This is a genomic window from Lactiplantibacillus sp. DA1 (assembly GCF_032681335.1).
Taxonomy (GTDB): Bacteria; Bacillota; Bacilli; order Lactobacillales; family Lactobacillaceae; genus Lactiplantibacillus.
In genome coordinates, this window is record NZ_JAWHTQ010000006.1 from 145,420 (window position 1) to 172,077 (window position 26,658).

Below are 26,658 nucleotides of genomic sequence, written 5' to 3' on the forward strand. Positions count from 1 at the left end.
CCTTATCCGCACCCGTAGCAGTAATATTATTCTTAACAACCTGACCAGCACCACTGGTTACAGTAGATGTAGCTTCTGAAGTCGAACCACTAGCAGCTTCAGACGTTGTTAGAGTTGCTTCACTAGTGACCTTTGGCGTTGCACCAGACGTCGGTGCAGTAACTGTTGGTGTTGCCTGCTTAACTGTCGCAGTTGTATCAGCACCAGCGGCTCGTGACTGAACTTTAGCAGAAGTTGCAACAGCGGTTTGCGTTGTATCATTTTGACTAGCAACAGAACTTGAAGCACTTGTTGTTGAAGTAGCACTCTGTGTTGCAGCAGAAGCTGTTGAAGTTGATTGACTAGTTGAAGATGCAGAACTGGCATCCGTAGCAGCTGATGAAGTCGCCGTTGAACTAGTTGCAGCAGAGCTGGCAGCACTAGAAACTTGTTCCGTAGTTGCGTCTGAGCTAGCAGCAGTATCAGCAGAAGCATTAACGTTGGCAAATGCTAAACCTGCAGCCAAAGCTAACGTGGTTGCGCCGGCATAAACCCAACGCTTGCCATCTTTATACATCTTTACCCGATAAACTGAATCACCGGTCATTTTTTGATTATCTTTTGACATATGGAATCCTCCCCGAGCACCCACGACTCTCTGCATTTATGTAAAATGATGGGTGACAAATCACTTGCCAGCCCATCATCTTAGTCGTGCTTATCGTGTTGTGCTTAATAACACCATAACGATTTTGTTGGCATTCAGTTATATTTAACGAATTAGCCCTTAAATGCGGCAATCACGTTTAAGATAAAACTGTGTAACCCACCAAAGATGTCGTTTGAAACACTTGATGTATATGATGATGTGTGAGTACCTGGTAAAATATGAAAATCATTGAAAAAACTCATGAGATTAATCCCCTTTAGTTTAGTTAATTATTAGCCCTTGATGGCTGAGATAACGTTTAATACGAATTGGTAGAAAGTACCAAGTGGTTGGTTGCTGACATAACTAGTATGTGATGACGTATGCGTACCTGGTAAAAAGTGCAAATCTGAAAAGAAACTCATAATGTATATCCTCCCTCATTATTTAAATAATATCAAGATATTAATTAATAAATTGATTAATTTATTTATCTAAATATATTAACCCTTGATCGCTTTGATAACGTTCAAGATGAAACTGTGCAAGCCACCAAAGATATCGTTGGAAACACTTGATGTGTATGATGACGTGTGTGTACCTGGTAAGATATGGAAATCATTGAAAAAACTCATAATATAAATCCTCCTGAAAGATTAGTTAAGATTACTTGCTGAATAAGCCCTTGATTGCTGGAATCAAGTTTAAAATGAAGCTGTGGAAACCACCAAAAATATCATTCGAAACACTTGATGTGTATGATGACGTATGGGTACCTGGTAAAATGTGGAAATCGTTAAAGAAACTCATAATGTAAATCCTCCTATAATTGTTTGACTAAATTACTTCTTGAATGCGGCAATCAAGTTTAATACGAAGCTGTGGAAACCTCCGAAGATATCGTTTGAAACACTTGATGTGTATGATGACGTGTGCGTACCTGGTAAAATGTGAAAATCGTTGAAGAAACTCATAATGTATATCCTCCTAAAAGATTTAGTTGTGATTACTTGCTGAATAAGCTTTTGATTGCAGGAATCAAGTTTAAGATAAAGCTGTGGAAACCACCGAAAATGTCGTTGGAAACACTTGATGTGTATGATGACGTATGGGTACCTGGTAAAATGTGGAAATCGTTAAAGAAACTCATAATGTAAATCCTCCTATAATTGTTTGACTAAATTACTTCTTGAATGCGGCAATCAAGTTTAATACGAAGCTGTGGAAACCACCGAAGATATCGTTGGATACGCTTGATGTGTATGAAGAAGTATGGGTACCTGGTAATACGTGAAAATCATTAAAGAAACTCATTTTGAAATCCTCCTATAAAATTAGCTGTGATTATTTGCTGAACAAACTCTTGATTGCTGGAATCAAGTTTAAGATGAAGCTGTGGAAGCCACCAAAGATGTCATTGGAAACACTTGATGTGTATGACGACGTGTGGGTTCCTGGTAAGAAGTGCAAATCAGTAAAGAAACTCATGAATAACTCCTCCTTTTAAGTTAGTTAATGGTTAAATTCCCAAGTCTGGCCAGCTACATGAAAAGACTTGAGAGTTTGGAAAACAAATTAAATTCCGACAAATTTGATTAAGCGCTTAGAAAATTCAACTAATTAATCATTAGATTCTCAAGCATCTGTCTCTAGCAACACTTAACCTTTAATTGCGGCGATCACGTTCAACACAAACTGATAGAAAGTACCAAGTGGTTGGTTGCTGACATAACTAGTATGCGATGATGTGTGGGTTCCTGGTAAGAGATGTAAATCACTGAAGAAACTCATGTTAATATCCTCCTTAGAAAATTTACAAATTGTTCACAAATTAGCGACTCAATAATCATTAATTTAATTTAGTCTGTTAAATAACTAATATTGATTACTAATGCGAACGTGAAACAAGTAACCTCGTTTACGATTTAAATATTAACTAATTCGCCCCACAATCGTCAATAAAATTACTAATATTTGAATAAATACAGGGCAGTATCATATTCAATCAGTAAATGTGCATACTATGGACAACTTACGCGTTTTATTAACGGTCAAAATTTGAGCCCATTATCAATATTATTTATATTTATCACCAGTTAACCGTGCTAGACGAAAGCGTTTAAACCGCTGATAGCATAAGCATTTCAGCATAGTCGTTTGCAGTAAAATATTCTCTTTTTTTCCGAATTATGAACCATACCATCGGGAAATTTATTCCCTAAAAAATAATTATAAATATCGCTTTTTTAACTTATTATTAAAATTATTAATACTTTTTCTATTTTTCACGGCGGTTTTATTTCACGGATTAACCAACAATATCCAGCAAAGTACATATTTTTGAATCAAAAAAGTGGCTATTGCCAACACTCAGCAATAACCACTTACTAATTTTAATAATCAAACAGTATTTCACTAAAACCTCTTTTAACCGTGTTGATACTGCAGCCGATAAAAGTCACGATAACGTTCATGCGTTGCTAATAAGGATTCATGATCGCCATCTCCTGTAATGCGGCCATCCTCCATAAAGAGAATCCGCGGGTACGCCTCAATTTGATTCAAGCGATGGACAATGGTAATGGTCGTCAAATCAGCTGGCAGGGTCGCTAATAGCTGCGTGACCCGTTCCTGGTTCTGATTATCAAGACTAGCCGTTGCTTCATCTAAAATCAATAATGAAGGTTGACGAACGAGTGCGCGAACAATGGCTAAACGTTGCCGTTGTCCGCCTGAGACATTGAGGCCTCGCTCACCAACGTCGGTGTCCAGACCTGCCGAGAGCTCCGCCAACCAATCGGCCAGACCGACTTGCGTTAATAATACACTCAACTGTTCATCTGGCACGGCCTGAGTTGACCCTAATAACAGATTGTCGCGAATTGTTCCTGGCATTAGATCGACTTCTTGACTCACGTAGCCGATCTGATTACGAATCGAGGGAATCGTATAACTGGCCATTGTCTCGCCGTTCACGTCCAGCTCACCACGAGTTGGCGTATAGTAAGCCTCTAAGAGCGAAACTAAGGTCGTTTTCCCGCTACCACTCTCACCAATCAAGGCGATCCGCTCACCGCGATGAATCGTCAAATCAATGTCCTTAAGCACCGGTTTGTCACTTTCATAACCAAAATCAACGTGATCAAAGTCGACCGTATTGATTGTTGACAGCGTTTCGCCTGACAACCGCTTATCTTCTTCCGGACTATCTAAAATGTTGTCGATTCGCTCAGTTGCCCCGACCGTTTGTTGCAAGGCAGTCACTAAGCCAGTTACGCTACTCAGTGGTGAAATCATTTGAACGGCATACATTAAGAAAGCTACTAAACTTCCAATTGTCAACGCGTTCGTTTGTACCAGGATCCCACCGTAAACAATGATAATGAAAATGGCGGCCAGTAACATGATGTTTAGCACTGGATTAAGCACCGAGATCAGCTTGATTTGACGGACACTGAAGCCTTTGATCCGATCAACTTGATCTTTTCCCTGTTGTTTCAGTGCCTTTTCAGCAACCATCGCTTTCACTAACCGATTTTGACCAATCATTTGTACCGCTGCACTATTTAAGTTGGCCGTTTCTTTTTGAATCGCTTTGGAAATTCGCGCTAACACTTGCCCCATTGGGACGATAATCACGGCCATTAGTGGGACCACAATTAAAATAATAATCGTTAAGCGGAAGTTTAATAACAACATTAACGTCAAGGAACCCACAATTGAGATAATCCCATTAATGGCGTTCGAAAACTGACTTGAAATCAATTCAAAAATCGTCGATGTATCGTTAACTACCCGACTAGACAGTTCCCCCGTCCGGTTATGGTCAAAATACGGAATCGGCAAGTCCACGATATGTTGCCATAACGCGCTCCGCAACGTCGAAACGGCGTCGACCCCCGTATAACTAAGTAGAAAACTCGACGCAACACTTGCAAATAGCTGCACGACAATCACAGCGCCTAACCGAAGCAACAGTTGACCCGAAGTACCATGGTTAAAGGCGTCGATAAATTCCTTCAACATCAACGTAATGCCAAGACTACAAATCGTTGCGACAAACGACAACAGGATTCCAATCACAAAGAGTCCCTTCTTCGGGTGAGCATGGGTCATGATCAATCTCAATAAATCACGGGTCCCATACTTGGCATGTGGTTGTTTAGCCGATGACGTGATATGCGTTTCCATTGGTTGTAACTCCCCTCATTGCTTGAATATCAGGCTGAATGACATGATCATTCCACCGTTGCCAAATCATAGCCTCAGAAAAACGGCTACTATTGCCATACGCCCGTTCACTCATTTTCGCCAACTGTTTAGGGTGTTGTAAGAGCGTTAAAATCACCTTGCCAAGTTCAACTAAATCATTTGGCGTGATCAAGCGCCCATTTTCACCATTCGTAATCATCGTTGCCGGACCATACTTAATATCATAGGCAACCACCGGAACGCCATGACTTAGCCCTTCTAAAACACCTAAGTTAAAGCCCTCATATTGACTAGTGAGGACCATCAGTTGTGCTTGGTTATAGACCGGGGTCAAATCGCGCTCAAAGCCCTTAAACGTGATAAATGACTGCCAACGTTGCGAACTGACCAAGGCCCGCAACCGATTTTCTTCTTTAAATCCAGTCCATGAATCACCATAACCATAAATATCTAAGGTCACATTCGACTGTTTTTCATGAACATAGGCGACCGCCTTAATCAATTGTTCCAAATTTTTCTCCGCCGACAAGCGAGCAACGGCAATCACCTTGCCCTCAATCCGATCCTTAAAGTCAACCGGACGAGCTGCTAATTGTTCGTCACTTACACTACCAACTGGAATCGCCAAAGTTGGAATCACATTATGAATGTGGTTCGTCATATCATCACACCCTTCTTGCGTGGACATGATCAAACCGGCCATTTGACTGGCATGGTCTAACCCGATTTGAGTGTATGGTACAATTGGTGAGTTCACAACGTCAAGTGGGTCCAGCGTGAAATTGCTGTGTAAGAACTCATACTTGCGTGCTGCTGTGGACATTTTAACAATCGGATTCATCCCGGCATCGCTACGATCCACGATCATAGTTCCGTGACCACCATACTCAGCATTTAACGCATCTAAGAAAAAGGCAGTCAACTGATCCCAGTCCTCAAATTCGTAATTATGCCCGTGATAGTTTAACAGCCGTTGATGAGTGGCAACTGGTTGTTGCTTCTCATTTGGCCGAAAAAACGTCTCTAAGACTGGTTGTTGCTGCAAATTACAGTGTTGCTCTAACACAATATTCTGCTTATCATCAAAATATTGCGCCACCGTTAAGAATCCACGCGTGTCATAGTAGTCGCGTCGGCTGACCGCGCCCTGTGGATTGAGAATATCGACGTAATCAATATTACCCTGCGCATTTAACATCAGTGCTTTTTGCCGTTGTTCCCGTTGAATGACGTCAAATTCATTAGCGCTGACCCGTTCCAGCGTTTCACCCGTCACCCGTGGATAATTGGCCGCAGTTAACGGTTCGCCTTCGTAATTCGTAGTGCCCTGAAAATAATCATACATATTGACCTGGAACTCATCATCATACCCAATGAGTTGCATATTTTGGTGCAAGTCCCGCACAAAGTTACGGGTCACGATCAACGCGGGTACCCGATGCTTCGTGAATAATTTTTGACGCTGAATCATGGCTAACTCAATAGCCGATGGCGTCGAATCAATTTTGCTCGTAATAAAGAAATACATTTGCTCCGCCCCCACTTTTATTCATGTGATAAACTCTCGACTGGATCTAGCCGCGCCGCCATATGTGCCGGTGCCAAAGCAGCCAATAAACTGATGACAACACTGACTGTGATGCCGCCCAACATCGCTGCCCCGGAGATTCGAACGATTGGATACTTGATTAAACTATAGATCGCCATATTGCCTAAGAATTGCCAACCTTCACCAAACAGTAACCCCATAATGGCAGCTAATACCCCGATAGTTAAGGCTTCAGCAAAGAACAAATGGCTAATATCGCGCTTCCGGGCGCCAAGTGCACGTAAAACCCCAATTTCCCGAGTCCGCTCAGAAACACTAACGTATAGAACAACAATGATCATAATTGCCGAGACTAATAAGGCAATGCCGGCCACCCCGGTCAATACGTTAGTGGCTAAACGAATATAAGTATTCAATGAATCAATTAAATCACCGATTCCGGTATAGTTATATTGTTGTTTCTTATTCGTTCCCTTGATTACCTTGATTTTGTGTTCGACTTGCTTAACATTCGCCAATTTATCTATTTGAACAATGGCAAAATTTGGTCGGTAAGCCACATTCTTAGCAGTTAACATCTTTTTGACGGTTTGTGGCAAGACCACGACGCTGGTATCATCGCTACCCGTAATCCCACTGACAGTCAGCGTCTGACTGACCGTTACGGCCTGATTCTTACGATTAACCGTTGTCAACTTGACTGTCAATTTTTTATGAAGTGCTTTTTGATAATGTTTTTTCCCCATCATCTTCTTGGCTAACTTGCGACCAATTAAGACTTGGTCAGTGCCAGGGCGCGACCCATTCTTGATGGTTTTACTCAAAATTGTCGGGTTATCTGTCTGGAGACTCGCCGTCACCGTTGTTTTTTGATAACTTACCTGAGTACTCGTATAATAGCCCAACTTAGCGGACTTAACATGCTTGATCGCTGCTAATTGCTTGGCATTAGCGGTCGTCACTTCAGCGTTCTTAGCCGCTGTGACTTGTTCTTGATTAACGGCCTCCTTGTAAGCTGCTGCACTGGTTGCTTTTTTACGCGCGGCCGTGCTGACCTTCCCCGTCTTCTTTGAAACTTGCACAGCGGTTGGATTGACTTGTGATGTAATCTGGTGATTCATGTAATTTTGAATCCCTGATCCTAGTCCCAGCATCACCACAATACTACTGATCCCAATCGACGATCCAAAGATGATCAGCAGGTAACGAAGCCACATTCGGCGCATATGTTGCATAGACATCCGGAACATCTGCCGAAAACCAAGTGTCCGGTAACGCGTCAGTTGTTTATCGACCACGTCGAAAGGCGCCCCGATCACTAATTCATCATGAATTTGACCATCATCTAAATGAACAATGCGTGTCCCGTAATCAGCAACTTCCTGCGAATGGGTCACAGTAATGACGAGTTTTCCTTCCGCAGCGATCGAATATAAAATATCCATCACTTCTTGGGTATTTTCACTGTCCAAGGCCCCCGTTGGTTCGTCCGCAATGATAATATCGGGATCACTCGCCAGCGCCCGGGCGATCGCCACCCGTTGTTTTTGACCACCCGACAGTTCATTCGGATATTGGTGGGTCTGCTGCTCAAGTCCCACCCGTTTGAGCAAATCTTGTGCTTGCTGGACCTGTTGCCCATGAGATATTTTGGTCATCTTTAGTGAAAGCATGACGTTATCCAAGACAGTTAGGTAACTTACCAAGTTAAAGTTTTGAAAAATAAAGCCAATGGTTTCACGCCGGTACCGGTCCATTTGCCGCACATTCATTGAGCGCAAGGACTGACCGTCCAATAAGACATCCCCATCATAATGATGGTCTAACCCACCAATGATGTTCATCAGTGTCGACTTACCGCCACCAGACTCCCCAAGAATCGAAATAAACTCGCCCCGTTCAAAGTTTAAGTTAATGCCCTTTAAGATGACATTTTCTTGGTGATTTAAGGTGTAGGCCTTACGAATATCGTGTAATTCTAAAAAGCTCATATATGTACCTCCACTATTTTTTTAACTACATTCCCCACGATGCATTTCCTCATTAATAACATTGCGATTTTTGGTGAATGATGTAAAGCGTTATTGAATACCTGTAGTCATCATTCATAATTAAAATTATAATCATCCTAAATCCTAATAAACCGCCTACTTGGTAGTTACAATTTGTAAAACATCACCCATTTTGCTGATTTTTACAATAAAATTTTTTCTATTTCGAACTTATTTTATGACGGCAATCAAGACTTAACCGTCAGCAGAGATAAATCCAAGCACCCCACACATTCAAGGCATGAACTAAAAAGCGTCCATTACTAGGCACACTGACTGCCAGTAACGAACGCTTCATCATATTAAATTAAACCTAATGACTCCAACTTCAATCAGCAGGATTCCTACTTAAAAAAGGATCGCTTCGTGACCACGCGGTAAATCGCATCCGCTAAACCAGTCACAAATACGACAATCAGCCCTGCAAATTGCAACCATGGCAATTGTTGCCTAATTACTGTCACTTCACTCCCCAGCCAAAAGACTAGTAACCCGAGAACAATAATGATACTTTCGATAATGTTTAATTTACGCATCTCAAACTCCTCACGTACATCACACATCGTTGCAAGCAACTACCATGCATGACTATATTTGTCCTTTAACACCTAATCTATTATAACCCGTCTGCTATTAAATCACATGCCAACCACTCACGATTAAACTCGAGATAGGTCGGCAGATTTTTTATTGCGTGGTGTCATTCAAAGTTAGTGCGACCAGCGCGGTCAAAAATTACGAGCGCCACCATGTTAAATTAGGGTCATCTTGCGGACGTAGCAATTCATTTCGTCAACAACGTTGTGATTCATAAATTTCAGATTAACAGCGACGAACACAGCGTAAGAAAGATAAGCAAAAAGCCCCCAAAGCAAGCAGCCTATCAGCCAGCTGATAGTTGCTTGTTTTGGGAGCTTCCATCTTAATTTCTAAAGTGCTAGCACCTTAGTCACTAAGACGGGCAGTTAACTTCTTAGTTAATTCTTCGTAACCAGGCTTGCCAAGTAAAGCAAACATGTTGTTCTTGTTTATAACCAGAATTCATAATTTTTACTTATTGCAGAATGCTTGTTTAACACTGATATTTCAGCTTTCAGAATTTTATGTTTTTTATTTATTTTACATTCATGAGAACCACGGTGGGAACCACAAAGTAATGATTTTTTAAATTTTTAATATTAATGTACCCAATAACACATAAAATAAACCACACCGGCAAAAATGCCAGTGTGGATCTTTCTTGTTTTGTCTAAAATTACAACTTTTGTAGTTAAAAATCAATTTTAACTGCCGTATCAAGGTTAATATCTGACAACTATATACCTATTTTACATTTTTAACGTTTTTTATTATTTAAGAAGATAAAACCAGTTTTGAACTATATAAAGTGTTTATATTTACAGATTCATCTGAAGAAAATATTTTTTGTATAATCTGAAATGAAAGACCCTTAGCTGAAAAATTACTATTTTTTCTTTTAGCCTCATTTATTTCAAGCCTAAGTTCCTTATCAGTCTTATTCATAGCTCTTAGACCCTTTTGTAAATACTCTTCATCACTTATCAGGCCTTCTTTGTGTTGCTTACCAAGTTTTCTAAGATAGTTAAATTTGGGTTGCGAATATTGGTTTAAATTTGAAATAAACTGTTGTACCACACCAAAACTACGATTTCGTTTCATAAAAAATGTGATATCATCTTCGGATACAAACTCTATATCTGTTTTTTTTAGAGTATCAGTCATAATTTTTTTAAATTTCTTTGCTTCTTGTTTATTGGAATTAATCTTTTTTGCTAACTCTTTTTCTGACATTCCAGAAATTTTTTCGGCTGTTTTCCTAAAGAGCATATTTATAACTTCAGTAGTGCTTTGAATACTATCTTTTTGCTTTTTTTTAGAAATACTCATACTAATAGAGTCTTTTATAACAAATAAAGTAGTATCTATATCCCCTAAAAAAGCGAAAACAACAATAAATACAGCCAAGCTAACTAAAATAAGAGAAAACATAAACATAATGGAAACAGCCAAAATATCAATTAACATTTATTTGTCCCCCTTATCCGTATAAGATATAAAAGTCCAGCATATTTTATCCAAAACACCAACAAAAAAAATAAGCACTCCATCTAACAACGTCATTATACCACTAAGACTTTTTAAAATGTCAGAAAAGGTTGAGTCACCCGGAACATTTGATACCAGTTTAAAAACAAAAACAAGTCCTAGTAATCCGACAAAGAATAGCGCTTGGATACAGAAAGCTAACCACCTTATTCTCATTTCAGGATGATATTTATGCATAGCACTATAAAAGCTTAAATGCATTGCCAACTTAAACATCGTTTGAACACCAAAATTGACAATCGCAAAGTAACGCATAGTAAGACTAGATGTGTCCATAAAAGCAAAGAACATCCAAATCATGCTAATGAAATAAATTAAAAGATCCAGAAAAAAATCAGTAGTTTTATTTAATTCCTTTTCCTCCTGTATTTTTTGTGCATTGTTTATACTTGAATATTCTTCTCTTAATTGTTTTCCAACTACTGAATCAGACTGTTTTCTATGCTTCATTAACATGCTCCTCCTGAAAGACTACATTATAGAAAGTATATCATATTTAACATAACTTAATTGAAATCACATTTCAAAAACACACCAGACTACTTTTTTATCATTAAATATCATTTGCCTAACTTCTAAATTTTACTCATCTTTACAATTAAGTAACTTTATTCTTAAAAATCCCCGCACTATTAATCGAATTTTTTCACTTAATCATCAGTTTATTGCCTGGGTAAATTGTTGAGCTAATGGATTTACCATTTTGAGTAGCCAACGTATATACGTTCAGGCCGTTCTGCTGGGCAATCGACCACCAAATATCACCTGACTTGACCGTGTAGTACGCGTGAGAAGCACCAGCTTTAAACTACATTAAGCATTTGACTGACTTGAATATGTAGCTAATTAAATTATACTAGAGGCGAACCTAACGATAGGTTCACACATCTCTCGAACACCTCGCTCTTTAGTTACCACAATGGATAGTCACCTTCCCTCGAGGTGGCTATCTTTTTACACAACAAAAGCCCCCCACGCATAAACGTAGAGGGCGGAGTTAAAGCTATATATTATGAAATGGTGGGAATACTTTCCCATGGGTTATCTTAGCACTATTTTTATTTTTGTGTAGTCTTTTTGTCCATGTTTTCCGCCACTTGATTAGCGGTTGCTTCGACTTGCCGATCTTCAGCAGTAGTTGGTGCGCTGACCGTTTGAACATCTGTAATCACTCCTAGCAACCCTAAGATCGTCAGGATAGTATTAATCACCGCTACGATTGATGACCAGTCGTCGGTGAATTTCAGGCCAAACTTGTCATGATTGCCAATACGTCATGCGTGGTAAAGAACATATCGCACAAGGTGTGGAAGAATGGACATTTCCACGTTGTGGTGCCCACCATGATCGCGACATTAACGCCGTCAAGAATATCCTAAGCGCTTAACTGACGATCCATGTTTATAGCTGTAACCTCTGCACATCGTGCCAGCCACGACTGTGTAAGTCAGCAGTGTTCCCAGAAGCTCGGTCATTCATGGCTGAGTAGTTCACGGTAGTTATTTAGAGGAACGTCTCAGCTCACTTTATGTAAAAAGTATTTGACACAAATATAGATGTTGGTATAATAAAAATGACAAAAACTTTTTACAATTAGGGAGTGGAGATTTTATGAATAAAGGTTATCTGGCTTTATGGATATTAGGTTTTATTTTATTAATCTTAGACTTAGGTATTGTAGTGTCTCTATTAAAAAAAGGAGATGAAAGAAGACAACTTATTGTTTGGAAATCTAGCACATCTACTTTTTCTATTTTAGTAGGTGTTCTTGTTTTAGACTGTGTGTCAAAACTAATGACAACAGCACTTAATTTATCATTTGATAACTATGATAATAATTCTAGTCCATTCTCATTGCTCACTGTAACAGCAATAGTTTTTTTCATATCCTTAAGATATAATAAAAAAAAGCTTGGTGGCTAGTATGGAAAACTTAATCAAAACTAGAAGAACTCAAATGAAATTATCTCAAGACAATTTAGCAAAAAAATGTAAGGTATCAAGACAAACAATTAATGCCATAGAAAACAATAAATATGACCCTACTTTGTCTCTAGCATTCAGTTTAGCTAAAGTGTTAGAGGTTACTGTAGATGAACTATTTAAAAATAAAAATTCCGCAAGGTAGCGACCCATAAAACTTTGCAACGCAACCTAATCTATAAGGATAGACTAAAGCACCCCCACACATGTTAGTGCAGGGGTGTTTCACAGTTATATGGGAACTATCAAGGAGGAAATATTCGTATCTTATCACTTCTCACCTGATTGTAAATTATCTTGCTTGTGGTTTGTTGGCGGGGTGACCGTCTGCACGTCTGTCACGACCCCTAACAAGCCTAGAATGGTTAGGATAGTATTGCTACCGCCACGATTGCTGACCAGGCCCCGGTGAATTTCAGGCCAAACATGGCCAAGATTTGCTGGCTTAACACAATTATCAAAGATATTAAGGCAGCGATTAATTTGCCGTTCCAGCTGCCATCAGTATTGCGTAAACTAATTTTCTGCATTCGTTGCACCTCCCTACATTTGATAAATAGAACCTGAAATTATTAAGTTAAACAATAGTTTTACCATACATCATACGCCAGATATTGGGTCTTTAAACCGTGTTAAGCATTTACCTTGAATACGTGTCTGGTTAGGCTATGCTAGAGATGAGCCTCACAATTAGGTTCACATATAGTCCTCCATTAAAGCTTCATAATTTCTGGATAGTCACCTCCTCCCACAATCAGGTGACTATCTTTTTTACAAAAAAATCCCCTACGCCAAAACGTAGGGGATTAGCAAATTCATTATTTAATTATACTACTTCTTTAAAATTTTGGTGGTTGTAGCTGTGTCAGGTTTACTTTGAGATACCTTTTTTGGCATTTTATCTGAACTAAAACTCTTGGCAACTTCATTTGCTTTAGCGGCGACCTTGAGATTCTCATCCTCCAAATCAGTTGGCGTCGTTACCAATTGTACATCAGTGATGACACCTAACATCCCTAAAATTGTCAAAATCGTGTTAATAATCGCCACAGTACTATGCAACTCAGCTGGTACTACTTTAATATTAAAAGCCGTTAAGAGTTGTTGAACAAGCACTAGCAATAACGAAATCAAACCAGCAATTAGCTTACTATTCCAACGACCCTCTGCGTTTCTAAAACTAATCTTTTGCATTGTAGTTTCCCCCTATAGAAATTTCTCCACTATATATACTAATAACGTCACTAGAACACCACTGAATAACACCCCAATCACCCAATTTTGAATCATAGTAATCCGATCCATTCGATGCTCCGTTTCAACTGATTTGGCCAAAGCTTTCTCCGCTTTTTGATCAGTTAAATCAACCTGTTTTAGCTTGGCTTCAATGTTATCGACTTTTGTTTTGGTGGCGGCCACATCCTTTTGAATACTCATGAGTAATTTGGTCGTATCATCTAACTGCGGCATTAGCTCACCACCAGTCGTTGACCAGGCAAAATTAAGGACGTTGTCCGCATACCATTAAGACTAGCTAAATGACTGACAGTAGTGCCGTAACGCCGCGCAATGGTCCATAAACTATCACCATATTTGATCGTGTAATAGGTATGTTGATTAACTAGCCGTTTACCATAACTTTGACCACCATTTTCACCTAAGGCGATGTAGCCAAATTGACCATTATACCGTAGGTAGCGCGCCCAGACATAATCAGCTTTAACGATCACTTGGTTGTAAACGACACTTTCGCCCGGATAATACGTCGCAATTTTCGGATACCCCGTGCCAGCACCAGTTCGCACATTCAGGGTTGCATTCGGACAGAACAGCCCATTTTGCGTATAAGTCTGATTAGGAATAGTTTCAGTGGCGCGATTATTTTGCCGGTCTTGTTGCTTAACGGCGCTTGGATCATTGGGTTTCACAGAAGAATGCTGACCAGCCGTGTAGTAATCAGTATAAAGTTGACTGACGTCAAAGCCACCGTAACTAATTCGAAAATGGGCCGCACCCGACCATTGCCAGGCATTGTTATTCGTATACCATTGCTTGCCAGCTGGCACAAACGGATAGCCAGCAACCCAACCTGTTTTGCTCTTGATGGTCATCTTGTTGTTAGCCCACGATCCAGACGTATAAATATCGGCCCGGTAGCCAAACTTCTGAATCTCTTGCATGAAGGCCGCGTTATTGTGATCATTGGTCGCTTGGGACAAGTTGCCCTGCTCTTCGGCCTCCACGTCCGTTGCCAGTACTGCGCCCACCGGTAACCCGGCCGCTTTAGCTGTTTGACCAGCATAATCAGCTTCGGCAATGGCCTGGGCCTTAGTCGTATAATGGGCAAAGTGATAGCCGTTGACGTATAAACCAGCTGCTTGACCGTTCTTGATGTTGCTAGTGGCGTAACCGTCTTTGAATGTGGTGCCCTCACTAATCTTGACGGTAAGGGCCTTGACGCCAAACTCATTACGCATCGAAACATACTCTGCAGTGCTCATATAACCATTATTATTCGACACATCGACCATATCCATGCGAGGAGCAGCATTGGCATTCAGCCCTAAAAAAAGAGCCGCCATCATGGCTGCTCCCGTTAGCGTTAGCTTGTTTTTAAACTTCACTAGTTCCATCTCCTTCTGGTTGAACTAGATTTGATGTTGCTACATAATCGACACCCGTAATTTCTTTATACTGAGCTGTTGTGAGGCCTAAGCCAACAAAAACCTTGTAATAATTAGGATCATTTTCGCCCCAAGACTTGAAAACTAAACATTCTTCATAAGTCGACATCATTATTTAATCCGCTCCTTACTTAAGTTTTTAATTTGGCTAGCCTGCAACATGACCATTTGTTTTAATTTGATCATATCAGTGGCTTGTTGAAGTATTAATTGTTGTTCCGTCGTTGGATTTGTAGGCGCAATTGGCATTCTCGGGACCACATAGTCCGGGTTAACGACAATCAAATTCTGCTGGAATAAATAACGCCCAGACTGGAAATTAACCATAAAAGTATCGGGAATTGGACCAGCATAATCGATTCCACCCACTAAACCACCAAAAATAGCATAGCTCGTAATCTCTTGCTGATCATTTACTAATAACTGCATCGTTTCACCCCCTAATTCCTTCGATTCGTTGTAAGACCGCATCTTTAACTGGTGCTGAGTTGCCTGGTGACGCATTAAATAATACTTGCGCAATCGTCAAGCTATGGCCATCGCTGCTGGGATGTAAGGTCAGTTCAACTGAGCGAGTGTTTTTTCCATCACCGGTTTGACCGACTTGTGTCACATAACGTGTCCCACTTGCTATTGACGAAGCTCTTAGGCATGTTTTCCCCAGAGTCGTCCCCACCACAAACTGTAAATCATCGAATTCATTGATAGGTGCTCTTAAATGCATCGTATCACCCACTTTGGCCGCGCCTTGCCATAAATTAACCGGCATGGTTGCATGTGGTGGCAACCACTTTCCCTGATACTTTTCAGTATAAGTGAGGTTGCCAATAAATAATAAGATCCCATGATCAGGGTTGGCAAATACCGCTACTAGATAACCGTTAGTATTAAGGCCGTTCATTAATGGCAGATTTTTTTCTTGTCCCCCATAATGATACAAACCACTTCGATTAATATTGTGAATATCATTACCGGGAATGCTGGCAACCATTTTAAAGTCATCGTCAGTTAGCAAAACCTGTTTACCATTGATTGTAAGCCCGTCATTAAAATCTTTACGACCACGAATATCGAGTTGATCACCAGTTTTAGCCACCACTACATTGAATAAATCTAAGATAGCTGCGGCTTTAGTATACGGATAAATCACATTGCCATTATGGTCTTTAATGTAACCTAGGTAGTTGGTCACTGATCACACTTCCTTTACTTTTTCAATTTGTAACATATTATCAATCAAATCTTCCGGTGCTATTGAGTACCCCGTGTCTTGGTTAGACACCGCTAACTTAGGATGAGATACTGTGACTTGCACATCTTGCGGCACGTTGTCTAGTTGGATTCGTCCATGTGTAATATTACTCGTTAATATTTCTGGATAAGCCGCAACTTTAATAGCAACGGCGACATGACCATTAGGCTTAATGGCTAAGTCATTAGTAGTTAGTTTGGTACCAGGGGCCTGATTAAACCCTAAAGAAATATGACCACTTGGTTTAGCGCCACTGGTCATATAATCATAGGTAATATAAAGTGTTGCATTTTTACTTAATCCCAAAGCCTTAAGCGAGCCCACCGTTACTGGTAAAACTGTATCACCAGTAGTTTGATTAACCTGCCCATTACCTTTTAGCACAATAGACCGGTACGTGTTCAACCAATAATTCCGATTATTAAGCGACAAACCTGCTAAAAGATTTTTAGAATTACCATCAAAAGTAGCCAGTGTCGTTTGGGCTTGTTGATTAAAACTAGCCAATGCATCAGCATTAGCTTGCTCAGCATGTGCTAGCGTTTTTTCATTTTGTGATATTAAAGCTTCTGACTTAGTCTTAGTATCAGTCATGGTCTTATTCACTTTATTGACAGTTGCTATAGTGTTAGCTTTTAGATCAGTCAAGGCTGTTGTTGTCCTAGCATTTACAGCTGCTAAAGTCTTATTGACTTGGTTTTGCAAATCCGATTGTAATTGATTAGTCTTCTGTTTAGTTTGGACTACGAGACTAGCCAACTCTTGTTTAGTAGCTTTTTCTACAGTTGTCAGTCTTTCTAGTACGGTTCTAATTTTCAAATGACCAAAGTCGATGATTTTTTTAATTGGACTAACATAATCAATGCTAGGAATAGTCTGATCAACTAAATTTCGAATAACCTTAATTCGAAACAGATTGGTACTGTCAATAGTGCCATCATAGCCAACAACGGTAAAATAGGCTTCTTGGTAATCACCGACTGCTGCAAAGCAACCAGAACCAAACGTGTAAGTGAAGATTCCATTTTTGCCATCCGTTACTTGAGCATGGTCATAATCCACCATCATAGTTTGGTCTGGTTTTATCGCCTTAAATCCGATCATACTAACTTTGGTTAAATCATAGGGCTGATTTTCAACTAGCAATTGCACATCAATCGTTTTTTGGAAACCATCACCTTGTCGCCCAATCACTTGATTAACCGGATCCTTATCTAACTTATCTAGATTAAACACCAACCGTTGTTCTTGTGTAACAATGTTTTGCATCGTTTCATCCCCTTAGTCCGGTTTCAAAGTTGTTTGGTCAATCAGCGCATGGTTTTGCAGAGCCTGTTTCAAATCAACTTTACTAATAAAGTCGTTGGCATCCAGTCGTCCTTGTAAGGTGTTTAGACGATTTGATAAATCAGTAACTCGATTCAGTGCCGCTTGTAATTTTACTGCTGATTGCTTTTCAAAATCAGCTTCCTTAGTGTGCAATTGCTCAATTAATTGTTGATATTCTGTAAGATACGTCGTCGAGTTAATCCCAAATTCGACCAGATTGGCCTGTACATGAATAACTAAATCAATCGTTGAATCAGTTTGATTACCCCGCATAAGCTTAAAAAAGGCTTGGACATAGTCGCCTTTAGCCGTAAAAGCTTGTGGTGGGAACACATATCTAAATAAGCCCTCCTGCGGTTCAAGAATCGTCCCACCACTACTATCAATGATGACGGTACCATCAGCCTTGACCCCTTCAAATCTGGGTGTCAGTCCCGTCAAATTATAATCGGTTTGGTTCGACAACACTTTAACCGTAATAGCCTTAAGACCCCCATCGCCAACCCGCCCATAAATAGCTTCTTGACTGCGCTGCAAATTAGGCACTTTGGTGATGTCATATACTAAATCTTGATTTGCCATGAATACTCCTTTCTCTAGCCATAAAACCAGTAAAAACTTTGAGCTAGCTTTTGGACAATTAACTGATGGCCAGCTTTACTAGGGTGCAGTCCTTCACTCATCATGGCTTTGCGAAACGCAGGATTAGTTGGATCAAAAACACCGTCTGCAATCATGAAGTCAGCGTATGGAATATTTAGTTCATCTAACAAAGCTTTCTCTGCATTCATGTAATCATGTAGTGTTAACCCCAGCTTATTCTTTGTTTTATCAGTGCGTCGAATATGACCGTCAGCCACCGGTGTTTGTAAAGTGGCCGTCATCGCTAATAATTTAACATGGGGATTGCTAGAACGAATATGCTTAATTGCCAGTTGTAATGCGCCTAAATACGTCTGATCACTATGATCACTGGCCTTTCCGATAGGGATATCTCCTAGCCAATCATCATCGGTGCCTTGTATGATGGCCACGTCACACCCAAACAATTGCTTAGCTTGATTTACGATTGCTTTCGTGTGGTGATTAGACATCTTAGCACCACTCACGGCAACGTTCTGCACCTCACAATGAATTTCTTGCTGTAACAGCTTGCCAAAATTTTCACTGGCGTGCAGCCCTAAAGCCACACTATCTCCAACAATTCCAATTTTTTTAGCGCGCATTAGCGTCGAAACAGCAATATAATCCATGGAGACAATGCCGGCATCAGTAACTGCAAAAGGGTGTTTTAACAGATCATTTGTTTTCGGTGGTGCCGTTGTTGCACCACCAGAACTTAAATACTTTATCTTGAAAATTTCAAATTCAGCCATCAATCGTGCCGTCATAGTCCCATGTTTAATGCCGTTAGAATCCGTCAAGAAGTTCTGAATTTGCTCCTCATCAATCATCGAATTATCAGGCACTTGCTCCACTGACGGTGGTAAAATAATCGCCCGAATCTCCTGTTCCATCTCCGTTTTAAACTTTGTTAACTGTGCAGGCTGCTGACTCAATTTCTTGAGCTGTGTTTCAATCTCGGCCAATCTTTTTGTAACCGTTCTCAAACTAGCTTTGGCATTACCGCAACCTCTGTTAAAATCATTTAAAGCTTGCTTGATAATCTCAAAATTAGAGATTAACGTATTTCGTAAATCACGATTACCTGTTGGCATATTTTTAGTAACTAATTTATTGACCATTTACATCATCCTTTATCACTGAAACTGCACCATTAAAAATACTGAGCTTAAAAATAGTACCCGTAGCACTATCTTTGATTCTAATAGCATCAATCGGTTCTGCTTTTAGACTATCTAGCTTTCGCTTATCACTAGCACTTAATAACCCTTCTATTGTATCTGTAGCAGCTTCATACTTTTTTAAATTGTCGATTTTTTGCTTATCTGCTGCAGACATTAATCCATCTTGCTTATCCGTTGCGACCACTGGCAAAAGTTTAGTCAAGCCGATAACTGAATCTATCGAAGTAATTGGCCAATATACATTGCCATCGTCATCTTTTAGATAGCGTTTATGCGTCTGGTTGATAATTGACACTTGATACACCTCCATCAATGGTTCTTAAACCAACAAAATGATTTTCAGCATTCCTTAATCCATTGGCTACTGCTTTTAAATCAGTTAAAGTCTTGTCATGCTTATTAACCCGATTATTTAAAGTCAATGAGATACTCTTAAGCGCGGCAGCCGTATTATCTAATGTAATCGTCGGCAATGTTACCGGGTTATATGGATTCTGTGTAATCCCAGTAACTGTTACCTCACGTTCTAATCCCATACTGGGAGCACGTAAAAACCAACCATCACCTCTAGCAATATTTGTACGCGATAAATATTGCATTGTTAGTTGAATGGTTGGCTCTGTCTGCATATTACTGTCCATATATGATTGCATCGAGGTCTGATCAGTAAAACGTTCATCTGATACGGCAGCCCCACGTTGCAAACCATATTTTTGAATACTACTCTGATTGTTCCAGATAAACTTAACCAAATACTTTCCTTTTGTGGCATCATTACTGCTATCACTATTATCTGTATCAACTGGTTTTCCATAACACCAACATTGGTTGATCAAACTAGTGGAATCGAAAGATAGATGCACAGCATCCGTATTACCGCCATAAACAAACATATTACCCGTATCATGGCGGAATGTATCTCGTGAACAAAAGTGAATCATCAAGTTGTCTGGTATCATTGCTGCCCCAAACTTATCCAAATAACTCGTTAAAAAATCAAGGAAGGAACTATTACCTAAGTTTTCAATTTGAACTTTTTGAAAATCCCCCGTAAAGTCAATTTGCACTCCTTGATCATTATCCGCTACAAAAACATTACAAGCACTTTGAAAAGTATAAGTAAGCGTACCTGCATTAATATCTTCTTTACGAATATTTTTAAGTGCCTCATACATAACATGAACTGCTTTAACTTGATTAGTCAGTATTCCATTATCAATCGCTGGAACAGCCTGTTGTATGACATACCGTTGACCACCATAAATGACATAATTTTGAACTTGCAACAAATTGAAAGCCTGTTCGTATTGTGGCAACAAACGTGCAGTAAATGATATTTCCATTGATTGATTTAAAACCCATGCATCCTGAAACGTATCTTGCGCATCATTAATGTTAAGCCGTTCTTCATGGTTGCCTGACCGATCTCTTACTAATAACATTGGATACTTAAACATAGTAGAACGGCGTATCAAAGCTAATATTGGAATCTGTGCAGCCAGTTAACGTAAATTGATTATCACCTAGTTGTAACGAGATAACCCCATGGTTTGTGTCCGATCCACATTGTTGCCCGTTTATAAACGGATTAACACCACTTAATTTCAACTCATCATTCATAGTTAAAACACGGTTACAACTGAATATTTGCCCAGTAGTCGTATTAGTTAATGTCGGTTTGCCGTTGCAATGAATCGTAATAATTAATGGGTGTTGCTTTATATCCGGTTCAATCATAATATCACCGATATTTACAACCGTGAATGTATCCATATTTTTGAAACTGTATTGTGGGTCTTGATCTAATCTTAAATTTTGGCCAAGTGCCCATAATTCAGAATCAAAGTCTTCAACTTCTTGAGTAGTTCCCAGAGATTGACCCAGCCCTGCTGAATTATTAAATGTGACAGTAGCGTAGAAATCTTTTTCATTAGGGTACGTCGGCTTAAAAGTCTTAGTCTTTACACGAAATTTAATTCCAGGATGATTACTAAATGTAATCCAGAATTCATCGCGTGCATACAAGAATCGTTCCAGTGCTTGATAGCCTAGCGACTGGTCAGCTTCATCGATGCCAAACGAATAAAACTGGCAAGCAATGTCGCGTTGATCATATCGTGAACTCATTAGCGTTTGCCCATCTTGTTGTCCTAATGCTTGGTAGGTATCAGTAGGATTGACATCGGGTAAAGTTGCGTCATACATATAAACACCCTGCAAATTTGGTACATCAAAACAAGACACCCAATTAATCCCATCAGCACTGATAGCATATTCAATTGGATTGAACGGCAATTTATTATCAGTCTCGCCAAAGCGATAAGCATGGGGCCTATCAGTTCGTGTGGAAAATATTTGCATGATACGCTCCTCCTTTCTATTCTGATTTTGTTGGATTATACTGAAAGCATTAAATAAAGTGAGGTAATGACAATGCCACTATTTGGTAAAAGCAATAGCGACGACAAGCGTAAATTGGTTGAAACAGTTGGCCCAGTTCCAGAAGGCTACCATTCAACTGGAATTATACAAACCTTTGCATCTGGTCAAAATGAACCCCATGTTCAAGCAAAACTGCTAAAAAATTTAGAAAACATCTGTGTAGCCAATGAAGCTGCAGGATTTTGTAACTATCGTTTAACTAGTCAATTTGATACGGTTAATTCACAAAATGTCATTTTTGCCTACGCAGACATGATTAAACCAAACTAAAAAAGGTGTCCCAAAATTGGGGTGCTTTTTATATTTGCCCTTGAACACCTGCTAAGCGAAACTTACTAGCCCCAACTCGCTCATTACTTGCTGAAATCTTTTCGCCGTCTAAGTACGTATCGTTATCCTTATCACGAATCTCTTCCAGCCGTTCAATAACCCGTTCCAACAATGAATTATTAAGCTGCTCAGGCTCATTGCTCTGTGTGCTGTACATTGGTGGCAAAACACTCACACTATTAGGTTCAGTTGCATTACGTAATTGCGGTTGTTCTTGTATTGTGCGTTCATAAGCATCATTCAACAATTGCATTGCATTACTTCTACGCGGGTTAACAACAAACTCGTCACCATCTTCTGCAATCGTCGCAAGTTGTGGTGTTAAAGGATGACCACCAGTAGCAAATGAGCTTAACCGACGACTACCTTGTGGACCACTATGCAGCCAATCAACCTTTGGAACACCCCAAATAACGGTGTGTCCAATACTGTTTCGCCAATCAGAATTATTGAAGAAAGCTAATAGCTCATCGAGCGGGTTCATCCGATTAGTATGTCCTGGCATCGCAAAAGCAGCAAATGTCCCTGGTGTGAATTGTAGAATCCCACCAGCTTCATTACCGCCGCTATTGCCATCGTGAATGGTTTGAATCACAGACTTACCACCAGATTCACTCATGATAGTTGCTTGCAAAAGCTCACTGAAACCTGCCGGAAGACTATCAATGTGCATCATCTTAGCGGCTTTTTCAATTAAACCCGGGTTGTAATGACCGGCTTTACCGTCAGATACTTCCAGTGTTTTTTTGGTGCTATTTAACATTTCCTTGAACTTATCCACTGCTATGCTTGATAGCTTGCTAATGGTGCCGCTAGCTAAGTCGCCAAAACTAGCTGCTCCTTTAAATAAGCCGTCAGTAGCCTTATGCAACAACTTAGAAATATTACCGATTGGATCTTTAAGAAACTTCTCGACAGCTTCGGCTTTATCACCAATCCATGAGCCAATGTCAGATAGCTTACCTTTAGTCCAATTAATCGCATTTCCAACAATCCCACCGTTTGCGTAATGATCGACCCCGGCAGACGTCATAATAGAAGCTGTTTCATCGCCATTGTATACTCGTGTGCCAACTGGCAAAGGTAGCACTGCATTACGTTGATGCGTCATCTTGAGTTCACCAGAAGGTAGTTGTAACAGTTCCTTCCAGTTCTGACCGGCACCATCGTTGACCATCGATAGACGAGTATGCACGACGCCACCTTGGGCAAACTTAACTGGCTCTAAATGGTGAACACTGGTTTTATGACCAGTGAAGAATTTCCAAACTGAATCGATTGCATCAACGCCAGCATTAATAACGCTCAAAACACCGTTAATACCATCTTGGGCGGCCTGCTTGATACCTTTCCAGATATTCTTGAAGAAGTCTCCTAATCCCTGCCACATACCATACCAAACGGTGCTGATTGCATCTAATACTGATGAAATTATATCGTGCATGCCATTCATGTAGGCTTTAATCGCTTGCGAGATAGCCTTCCAAATGTCTGAAAAGATATTTTTGATATCTCTCCAGACTTTACTCCAGTTACCATGAATAATATCAAGAACAGTCTGAATAACGTCAGAAATGACATTCATTGCCCCAATAATTAGTGGCTTAATCACATTCCAAACAGATTTGACCACCGTACCAATAACCTTCCAAGCAGCTTTCCAGATGGCTTTGATAATATCCATTCCAACTGACATAAGGCCCTTAATCACAGCCATACCTATATCAATCATCGGCTTAATAATCGTCCAAGTTTTTTTAACTTCAAGCGACAGATAACCCCAGGCAACCTTCCAAAATGCACTTACTACTGCCATGCCAAGCTTAAGAACTTTCTGAACCATCTTAATTCCAGCCGAAACCACTGGTTCAATCTCTTTCCAGACTGACTGAATCGATTTAACCGCTGATTTGAAGAACGGGCCAAACGTCTTTTTGATCCACGTTACAGCATTACCAAGCCATTTAGTAGCATCCTTATACCAAACTTTGATTGTATCAACAAGCCCGTTTACGAACTCACGGAACTTCTTATTATGCTTATACAACCCAACTAAAGCTAATACAATTGCTGCAATAGCTGTAATCCAGATGGTGAACGGCACTGCTTTTAGTGCTGCCCCAAATGCAGGTAAAACCTTTTTAGTTTCATTTAGTTTTGTTGAAAATGCGGTAAAGGACTTCATAATCCCTGAACCTATAGCTGTCTTTCCAAGAGTAGTTGACAACTCTTTGAACCCTTTAACAAATTCCGTTAGCTTCTTCACAGCAAATGCAGCAACCAGAATCTTGCCAAAGTCTTGGATTGCGCTCTTGTGTTTCAAAATGCTATCTAAAGCAGATTCGACCTGCTTCAGTGGGTCATTGGTTTTCTTGGCGTTATCGCTGACTAAGCCAAAGGCATTTGCAACACCTTTAAATACACCAGTGATAGTAGACCAGATAGACTTAGCTAAAATTCCAATAATTTCGCTAATGTCACTAATAACAGCTAATATATCCTTACGATGTGCAGCAATATAAGAAAGTATGCTAGTTGCGCCCTCCATTATTTTAGATAAACCACCCGAAATTAAATTGGCATATTGTTCCATAGATTTATCGGAAGTTAAGCTACGCAAATCAGCCAAGGCACTTTTAGACATGTTAAATGATGACTTTTCAATATCACCAAATAGCATGCTAGTTCGGCTTTGCATGTACATCGACATACCTTGAAATGAGGTTAAGGCCTCAGCCTGACTGCCTTTATACTTCTTACCTAATTCATCCAAAGCTTTTTCAAAAGACTTAGCAGTTAATTTTCCTTGGGAAGATAATTCATACAATTGACTCATTGATTTACCGGTTACTTTTTGTAAAGCTTCACCAAACATAGGGAAACGATTAATCATAACCCCCATGTCTTCGGCATTTGCTTTGCCACCAGCATCAATCTTTGCAAATTGTTCACCAGCTTCAGCGAGTGCGTCGTTACTGACATGCAGCGTTGATCCTAAGTTGACAAAATCTTGAGTCCACTTCTTAGTTTCCTGCGCATTTGAATGAACATGATAAAAAGATTGTGCCATCTTATCCAATGACGCTGCTGAATAAATTGAATGTTGAGATAAATCGTTTATGAAACCAACCAGCTGTTGACCATCTTTAGGAACCTCTGTTGTCAGGTTTTTCCAATTAATGCGCATTGTATCTTGAGCGATATTGTATTCCGCCCCAGCTTTAGTAGCCTCATGTAGTCCATTAGCTAATGCTGCTGTTCCATTCGCAATAATCGTCCCTGCAAAAGTCCCCATTAATACACTCTTTAAAGAACTTGTCTTTTTGCTGGCTTCTTCAGCAGTACTTGTGTAGTTCTTAATCAATGGTGAAGCTTTATCTTCAGTTTCCAATAAAATGCGCTTTGACTCAGGAATCTTAGCTAATAGCTTCGCAAAATTAATGGCCTGACCATCATTAACGTTAGCAGTCAGATCGGTTTTGACCTTTCGCGGAACTTTATCCAAAATAGCGTCAAAGTTCTTGATGCCAGCATCATTGGCCTGAGCTAAAATTTCAGTCTTAACGTCTTTGGGAATCTTTCCCAGCAACGAAACTTGCTCTTTGGCTTTGGCTACTGCATCAGTCGTATTGACTTTGACATCAGCATCGGTTGTCTTCGGAATGTCACCCAAGCCATCCTTTACCTTCTTGGCATCATCAATGGCTTTTTGTGCATTACTTGTTACATCAACTTTGGTATCTTTGGGAATTGAATTCATTGACGACTGTAGTTCTTTAGCGTCAGTAACTATCTTTTGAACCGAATCAGCACCACTGGTCCCTAATGTTCTATATGCGTCCTCCAGTGCTTTCGTTGGATTCACTGATCCATTAACTAAGCTCTGGGCATCCGTTAACATTTGCTTAACACGCGTTAATGGAGCCGTGACATCATCGACAAACGACCAACGAACTTTATCATCAACTACATAATCTGCGCCCACTAGTCGCCACCTCCATTACCGTGCATTAATTGATACAGTTCCATCGTCTGTTCATTTTTATTCTGCTGCTGTTTGATGAAATACGGGTCAAACTGTTGTTTTATCTGCGATTCCTGTCGCTTCAAATTCTCTGTTACTTCTTGGTCGTACTGTTGGTTCTTCTCACCGTCTGCAATAAGAACCGGTCTGGTAAAACTAGTAGCTTGCTTCTGTGCATGTAAATCATCAATTCTAGCCAGCAATGCTCCTTTGAGCATGGCATTATATTCTGAGACCGT

General features: G+C 40.0%; 33 protein-coding genes and 5 pseudogenes. 4 read left to right on the top strand and 34 right to left on the bottom strand.

Annotated features, from left to right (window positions below; translation table 11 throughout):
• Nucleotides 1-511 precede the first annotated feature (511 nt).
• From RXV91_RS15310 to RXV91_RS10710, 19 genes and pseudogenes are all read right to left on the bottom strand, one after another.
• Nucleotides 512-643, bottom strand: a pseudogene (locus RXV91_RS15310) (KxYKxGKxW signal peptide domain-containing protein); the annotation flags it as partial.
• Between the two features lie 116 nt (nucleotides 644-759).
• Complete coding sequence (locus RXV91_RS10630) at nucleotides 760-891, bottom strand: hypothetical protein (RefSeq protein ID WP_003642768.1); 132 nt, start codon at nucleotides 889-891, stop codon at nucleotides 760-762.
• A gap of 30 nt (nucleotides 892-921) precedes the next feature.
• A complete protein-coding gene (locus tag RXV91_RS10635; RefSeq protein WP_021732657.1) occupies nucleotides 922-1,053 on the bottom strand; it encodes a hypothetical protein in 132 nt (43 codons plus the stop codon).
• 78 nt (nucleotides 1,054-1,131) lie between these two features.
• Nucleotides 1,132-1,263, bottom strand: a complete 132-nt coding sequence (locus RXV91_RS10640) for a hypothetical protein (protein WP_021732658.1) — start codon at nucleotides 1,261-1,263, stop codon at nucleotides 1,132-1,134.
• A 31-nt stretch (nucleotides 1,264-1,294) separates the two neighbouring features.
• The gene (locus RXV91_RS10645) at nucleotides 1,295-1,438 is read right to left on the bottom strand and encodes a hypothetical protein (RefSeq protein WP_080474986.1); all 144 of its coding nucleotides are present in this window, start codon (nucleotides 1,436-1,438) and stop codon (nucleotides 1,295-1,297) included.
• A 32-nt stretch (nucleotides 1,439-1,470) separates the two neighbouring features.
• On the bottom strand, nucleotides 1,471-1,602 hold the full coding sequence (locus RXV91_RS10650) for a hypothetical protein (protein WP_080466494.1): 132 nt from the start codon (nucleotides 1,600-1,602) through the stop codon (nucleotides 1,471-1,473).
• 32 nt (nucleotides 1,603-1,634) lie between these two features.
• Entirely contained in the window at nucleotides 1,635-1,778 is a 144-nt protein-coding gene (locus tag RXV91_RS10655) for a hypothetical protein (protein WP_316439837.1), read from the bottom strand.
• A gap of 32 nt (nucleotides 1,779-1,810) precedes the next feature.
• Entirely contained in the window at nucleotides 1,811-1,942 is a 132-nt protein-coding gene (locus RXV91_RS10660; RefSeq protein ID WP_011101806.1) for a hypothetical protein, read from the bottom strand.
• Between the two features lie 30 nt (nucleotides 1,943-1,972).
• Nucleotides 1,973-2,116 (bottom strand): hypothetical protein, encoded by a 144-nt coding sequence (locus RXV91_RS10665; protein ID WP_003639252.1) that lies wholly within the window; start codon nucleotides 2,114-2,116, stop codon nucleotides 1,973-1,975.
• A 171-nt stretch (nucleotides 2,117-2,287) separates the two neighbouring features.
• Nucleotides 2,288-2,419, bottom strand: coding sequence for a hypothetical protein (locus RXV91_RS10670; protein WP_003642764.1), 132 nt, complete (start codon nucleotides 2,417-2,419; stop codon nucleotides 2,288-2,290).
• Nucleotides 2,420-3,055: 636 nt separating this feature from the next.
• Entirely contained in the window at nucleotides 3,056-4,819 is a 1,764-nt protein-coding gene (locus RXV91_RS10675) for an ABC transporter ATP-binding protein (protein WP_316439838.1), read from the bottom strand.
• Nucleotides 4,791-6,368, bottom strand: a complete 1,578-nt coding sequence (locus RXV91_RS10680; protein ID WP_316439839.1) for a glycosyltransferase — start codon at nucleotides 6,366-6,368, stop codon at nucleotides 4,791-4,793. Before RXV91_RS10680 ends, RXV91_RS10675 begins: the two co-directional genes overlap by 29 nt.
• A gap of 17 nt (nucleotides 6,369-6,385) precedes the next feature.
• A complete protein-coding gene (locus tag RXV91_RS10685; RefSeq protein ID WP_316439840.1) occupies nucleotides 6,386-8,380 on the bottom strand; it encodes an ATP-binding cassette domain-containing protein in 1,995 nt (664 codons plus the stop codon).
• A gap of 404 nt (nucleotides 8,381-8,784) precedes the next feature.
• Nucleotides 8,785-8,976 (bottom strand): hypothetical protein, encoded by a 192-nt coding sequence (locus RXV91_RS10690; protein ID WP_003646619.1) that lies wholly within the window; start codon nucleotides 8,974-8,976, stop codon nucleotides 8,785-8,787.
• Between the two features lie 409 nt (nucleotides 8,977-9,385).
• A pseudogene (locus RXV91_RS15315) lies at nucleotides 9,386-9,466 on the bottom strand (glucose-6-phosphate isomerase); the annotation flags it as partial.
• 327 nt (nucleotides 9,467-9,793) lie between these two features.
• On the bottom strand, nucleotides 9,794-10,486 hold the full coding sequence (locus tag RXV91_RS10695) for a hypothetical protein (protein WP_316439841.1): 693 nt from the start codon (nucleotides 10,484-10,486) through the stop codon (nucleotides 9,794-9,796).
• Nucleotides 10,487-11,017 carry a hypothetical protein gene (locus RXV91_RS10700; RefSeq protein WP_316439842.1) on the bottom strand — a complete coding sequence of 177 codons (531 nt, stop codon included), beginning with the start codon at nucleotides 11,015-11,017 and terminating at the stop codon, nucleotides 10,487-10,489.
• 196 nt (nucleotides 11,018-11,213) lie between these two features.
• Nucleotides 11,214-11,360 (bottom strand): annotated as a pseudogene (locus RXV91_RS10705) (LysM peptidoglycan-binding domain-containing protein); the annotation flags it as partial.
• A gap of 265 nt (nucleotides 11,361-11,625) precedes the next feature.
• A pseudogene (locus RXV91_RS10710) lies at nucleotides 11,626-11,820 on the bottom strand (holin); the annotation flags it as partial.
• 23 nt (nucleotides 11,821-11,843) lie between these two features.
• On the opposite strand from RXV91_RS10710, the gene RXV91_RS10715 reads away from it, so the two are divergent.
• From RXV91_RS10715 to RXV91_RS10725, 3 genes are all read left to right on the top strand, one after another.
• Nucleotides 11,844-11,954, top strand: a complete 111-nt coding sequence (locus RXV91_RS10715) for a zinc ribbon domain-containing protein (RefSeq protein ID WP_316439843.1) — start codon at nucleotides 11,844-11,846, stop codon at nucleotides 11,952-11,954.
• A 224-nt stretch (nucleotides 11,955-12,178) separates the two neighbouring features.
• Nucleotides 12,179-12,490 (top strand): hypothetical protein, encoded by a 312-nt coding sequence (locus RXV91_RS10720; protein ID WP_316439844.1) that lies wholly within the window; start codon nucleotides 12,179-12,181, stop codon nucleotides 12,488-12,490.
• 1 nt (nucleotide 12,491) lies between these two features.
• Nucleotides 12,492-12,695 carry a helix-turn-helix transcriptional regulator gene (locus RXV91_RS10725; protein ID WP_316439845.1) on the top strand — a complete coding sequence of 68 codons (204 nt, stop codon included), beginning with the start codon at nucleotides 12,492-12,494 and terminating at the stop codon, nucleotides 12,693-12,695.
• A 140-nt stretch (nucleotides 12,696-12,835) separates the two neighbouring features.
• Here RXV91_RS10725 and RXV91_RS10730 read toward each other — a convergent pair.
• The 13 genes and pseudogenes from RXV91_RS10730 to RXV91_RS10790 form a co-directional block, all read right to left on the bottom strand.
• Nucleotides 12,836-13,080 (bottom strand): annotated as a pseudogene (locus RXV91_RS10730) (phage holin); the annotation flags it as partial.
• A gap of 301 nt (nucleotides 13,081-13,381) precedes the next feature.
• A complete protein-coding gene (locus RXV91_RS10735; protein WP_316439846.1) occupies nucleotides 13,382-13,744 on the bottom strand; it encodes a phage holin in 363 nt (120 codons plus the stop codon).
• Nucleotides 13,745-13,756: 12 nt separating this feature from the next.
• The gene (locus RXV91_RS10740) at nucleotides 13,757-14,020 is read right to left on the bottom strand and encodes a hemolysin XhlA family protein (protein ID WP_058011763.1); all 264 of its coding nucleotides are present in this window, start codon (nucleotides 14,018-14,020) and stop codon (nucleotides 13,757-13,759) included.
• On the bottom strand, nucleotides 14,020-15,174 hold the full coding sequence (locus RXV91_RS10745) for a GH25 family lysozyme (protein ID WP_316439847.1): 1,155 nt from the start codon (nucleotides 15,172-15,174) through the stop codon (nucleotides 14,020-14,022). The genes RXV91_RS10740 and RXV91_RS10745 overlap by 1 nt, the downstream gene beginning before the upstream one ends.
• Nucleotides 15,164-15,346, bottom strand: coding sequence for an XkdX family protein (locus RXV91_RS10750; RefSeq protein WP_262352442.1), 183 nt, complete (start codon nucleotides 15,344-15,346; stop codon nucleotides 15,164-15,166). The genes RXV91_RS10745 and RXV91_RS10750 overlap by 11 nt, the downstream gene beginning before the upstream one ends.
• Entirely contained in the window at nucleotides 15,346-15,663 is a 318-nt protein-coding gene (locus tag RXV91_RS10755; protein ID WP_316439848.1) for a DUF2977 domain-containing protein, read from the bottom strand. Before RXV91_RS10755 ends, RXV91_RS10750 begins: the two co-directional genes overlap by 1 nt.
• Before the next feature lie 4 nt (nucleotides 15,664-15,667).
• Nucleotides 15,668-16,426, bottom strand: coding sequence for a hypothetical protein (locus RXV91_RS10760; RefSeq protein ID WP_316439849.1), 759 nt, complete (start codon nucleotides 16,424-16,426; stop codon nucleotides 15,668-15,670).
• 3 nt (nucleotides 16,427-16,429) lie between these two features.
• Complete coding sequence (locus RXV91_RS10765; RefSeq protein ID WP_316439850.1) at nucleotides 16,430-17,755, bottom strand: BppU family phage baseplate upper protein; 1,326 nt, start codon at nucleotides 17,753-17,755, stop codon at nucleotides 16,430-16,432.
• Nucleotides 17,756-17,767: 12 nt separating this feature from the next.
• Nucleotides 17,768-18,397 (bottom strand): phage baseplate upper protein, encoded by a 630-nt coding sequence (locus RXV91_RS10770; RefSeq protein WP_181467755.1) that lies wholly within the window; start codon nucleotides 18,395-18,397, stop codon nucleotides 17,768-17,770.
• 14 nt (nucleotides 18,398-18,411) lie between these two features.
• Nucleotides 18,412-19,560 (bottom strand): SGNH/GDSL hydrolase family protein, encoded by a 1,149-nt coding sequence (locus RXV91_RS10775; protein ID WP_316439851.1) that lies wholly within the window; start codon nucleotides 19,558-19,560, stop codon nucleotides 18,412-18,414.
• On the bottom strand, nucleotides 19,550-19,918 hold the full coding sequence (locus RXV91_RS10780) for a hypothetical protein (protein WP_316439852.1): 369 nt from the start codon (nucleotides 19,916-19,918) through the stop codon (nucleotides 19,550-19,552). Before RXV91_RS10780 ends, RXV91_RS10775 begins: the two co-directional genes overlap by 11 nt.
• Complete coding sequence (locus tag RXV91_RS10785) at nucleotides 19,893-21,080, bottom strand: prophage endopeptidase tail family protein (RefSeq protein WP_316439853.1); 1,188 nt, start codon at nucleotides 21,078-21,080, stop codon at nucleotides 19,893-19,895. Before RXV91_RS10785 ends, RXV91_RS10780 begins: the two co-directional genes overlap by 26 nt.
• The gene (locus RXV91_RS10790; protein ID WP_316439854.1) at nucleotides 21,073-21,984 is read right to left on the bottom strand and encodes a phage tail domain-containing protein; all 912 of its coding nucleotides are present in this window, start codon (nucleotides 21,982-21,984) and stop codon (nucleotides 21,073-21,075) included. Before RXV91_RS10790 ends, RXV91_RS10785 begins: the two co-directional genes overlap by 8 nt.
• Before the next feature lie 72 nt (nucleotides 21,985-22,056).
• Here RXV91_RS10790 and RXV91_RS10795 point away from each other — a divergent pair, with 72 nt between their 5' ends.
• Nucleotides 22,057-22,335 (top strand): hypothetical protein, encoded by a 279-nt coding sequence (locus RXV91_RS10795; RefSeq protein ID WP_316439855.1) that lies wholly within the window; start codon nucleotides 22,057-22,059, stop codon nucleotides 22,333-22,335.
• 28 nt (nucleotides 22,336-22,363) lie between these two features.
• On the opposite strand, the gene RXV91_RS10800 is transcribed toward RXV91_RS10795, so the two are convergent.
• Nucleotides 22,364-26,380: a tape measure protein gene (locus RXV91_RS10800; protein WP_316439856.1), complete on the bottom strand. Its 4,017-nt coding sequence runs from the start codon at nucleotides 26,378-26,380 to the stop codon at nucleotides 22,364-22,366.
• On the bottom strand, nucleotides 26,380-26,637 hold the full coding sequence (locus RXV91_RS10805; protein ID WP_316439857.1) for a hypothetical protein: 258 nt from the start codon (nucleotides 26,635-26,637) through the stop codon (nucleotides 26,380-26,382). Before RXV91_RS10805 ends, RXV91_RS10800 begins: the two co-directional genes overlap by 1 nt.
• Nucleotides 26,638-26,658 lie beyond the last annotated feature (21 nt).